This window comes from Rhizobium sp. 57MFTsu3.2 (genome assembly GCF_012932765.1).
Lineage (GTDB): Bacteria > Pseudomonadota > Alphaproteobacteria > Rhizobiales > Rhizobiaceae > Rhizobium > Rhizobium altiplani.
In genome coordinates this window covers 1-2641 of sequence record NZ_JDWI01000075.1, presented here as the reverse complement: position 1 = coordinate 2641, position 2641 = coordinate 1, and the positions used below count along the sequence as shown (strand labels likewise).

The window sequence follows — 2641 nt, the reverse complement described above, 5'->3', positions numbered from 1 at the left end:
AAGCATTGTGATAAGGTATCTGCACCTGAATAAAATAGGGTGTAAGAAGCGAACGCAGGGAACTGAAACATCTAAGTACCTGCAGGAAAGGACATCAACCGAGACTCCGCAAGTAGTGGCGAGCGAACGCGGACCAGGCCAGTGGCAATTGTGTTTAAAGCGGAACAATCTGGAAAGTTTGGCCGTAGCGGGTGACAGCCCCGTACGCGTAGATAGCATGATTGTCCTAGAGTAGGGCGGGACACGAGAAATCCTGTCTGAACATGGGGAGACCACTCTCCAAGCCTAAGTACTCGTGCATGACCGATAGCGAACAAGTACCGTGAGGGAAAGGTGAAAAGCACCCCGACAAGGGGAGTGAAATAGAACCTGAAACCGGATGCCTACAAACAGTCGGAGCCCGCAAGGGTGACGGCGTACCTTTTGTATAATGGGTCAACGACTTAGTGTAACAAGCAAGCTTAAGCCGGTAGGTGTAGGCGAAGCGAAAGCGAGTCTGAACAGGGCGATTTAGTTTGTTGCATTAGACCCGAAACCGAGTGATCTAGCCATGAGCAGGTTGAAGGTTGGGTAACACCAACTGGAGGACCGAACCCGCATCTGTTGCAATAGATTGGGATGACTTGTGGCTAGGGGTGAAAGGCCAATCAAACTCGGAAATAGCTGGTTCTCCGCGAAATCTATTTAGGTAGAGCGTCGACCGAATACCCTGGGGGGTAGAGCACTGGATGGGCTATGGGGACTCACCGTCTTACTGATCCTAACCAAACTCCGAATACCCAGGAGTACTAGTCGGCAGACACACGGCGGGTGCTAACGTCCGTCGTGAAAAGGGCAACAACCCTAACCTCCAGCTAAGGTCCCCAAGTCATGGCTAAGTGGGAAAGGATGTGAGGATCCCAAAACAACCAGGATGTTGGCTTAGAAGCAGCCATCATTTAAAGAAAGCGTAACAGCTCACTGGTCTAAATAAGGGTCTTTGCGCCGAAAATGTAACGGGGCTGAAGCCATGCACCGAAGCTGAGGATGTGTAGCAATACACGTGGTAGCGGAGCGTTCCGTAAGCTGATGAAGGGAGACCCGTGAGGGCTCCTGGAGGTATCGGAAGTGCGAATGTTGACATGAGTAACGATAAAGAGGGTGAGAGACCCTCTCGCCGAAAGACCAAGGGTTCCTGCTTAAAGTTAATCTGAGCAGGGTTAGCCGGCCCCTAAGACGAGGCGGACACGCGTAGTCGATGGGAACCACGTTAATATTCGTGGGCCTGGTGGTAGTGACGGATTGCTCAACTTGTGAGGTCTTATTGGATTGATCTTGCAGGGACGCGGTTCCAGGAAATAGCTCCACCGTATAGACCGTACCCGAAACCGACACAGGTGGTCAGGTAGAGTATACCAAGGCGCTTGAGAGAACTATGTTGAAGGAACTCGGCAAATTGCACGCGTAACTTCGGAAGAAGCGTGACCCCATTTTACGCAAGTGAAGTGGGGTGGCACAGACCAGGGGGTAGCGACTGTTTATCAAAAACACAGGGCTCTGCGAAGTCGCAAGACGACGTATAGGGTCTGACGCCTGCCCGGTGCTGGAAGGTTAAGAGGAGAGGTGCAAGCTTTGAATCGAAGCCCCAGTAAACGGCGGCCGTAACTATAACGGTCCTAAGGTAGCGAAATTCCTTGTCGGGTAAGTTCCGACCTGCACGAATGGCGTAACGACTTCCCCGCTGTCTCCAACATAGACTCAGTGAAATTGAATTCCCCGTGAAGATGCGGGGTTCCTGCGGTCAGACGGAAAGACCCCGTGCACCTTTACTATAGCTTTACACTGGCATTCGTGTCGGCATGTGTAGGATAGGTGGTAGGCTTTGAAGCAGGGACGCCAGTTTCTGTGGAGCCATCCTTGAAATACCACCCTTATCGTCATGGATGTCTAACCGCGGTCCGTTATCCGGATCCGGGACAGTGTATGGTGGGTAGTTTGACTGGGGCGGTCGCCTCCGAAAGAGTAACGGAGGCGCGCGATGGTGGGCTCAGACCGGTCGGAAATCGGTCGTCGAGTGCAATGGCATAAGCCCGCCTGACTGCGAGACTGACAAGTCGAGCAGAGACGAAAGTCGGTCATAGTGATCCGGTGGTCCCGTGTGGAAGGGCCATCGCTCAACGGATAAAAGGTACGCCGGGGATAACAGGCTGATGACCCCCAAGAGTCCATATCGACGGGGTTGTTTGGCACCTCGATGTCGACTCATCGCATCCTGGGGCTGGAGCAGGTCCCAAGGGTATGGCTGTTCGCCATTTAAAGCGGTACGTGAGTTGGGTTCAGAACGTCGTGAGACAGTTCGGTCCCTATCTGCCGTGGGTGTAGGAATATTGACAGGATCTGTCCCTAGTACGAGAGGACCGGGATGGACATATCTCTGGTGGACCTGTTGTCCTGCCAAGGGCATAGCAGGGTAGCTACATATGGAATGGATAACCGCTGAAGGCATCTAAGCGGGAAACCAACCTGAAAACGAGTATTCCCTATCAGAGCCGTGGAAGACGACCACGTTGATAGGCCGGGTGTGGAAGCGCAGCAATGTGTGAAGCTTACCGGTACTAATAGCTCGATTGGCTTGATCGTTCTCATTGATCAATGCTCATCT

Annotated in this window: 1 rRNA gene; it reads left to right on the top strand. The window is 52.7% G+C overall.

Going from position 1 to position 2641, the window contains the following annotated elements:
* Positions 1-2619 (top strand): 23S ribosomal RNA (locus tag AF71_RS31245); the annotation flags it as partial.
* Positions 2620-2641 lie beyond the last annotated feature (22 nt).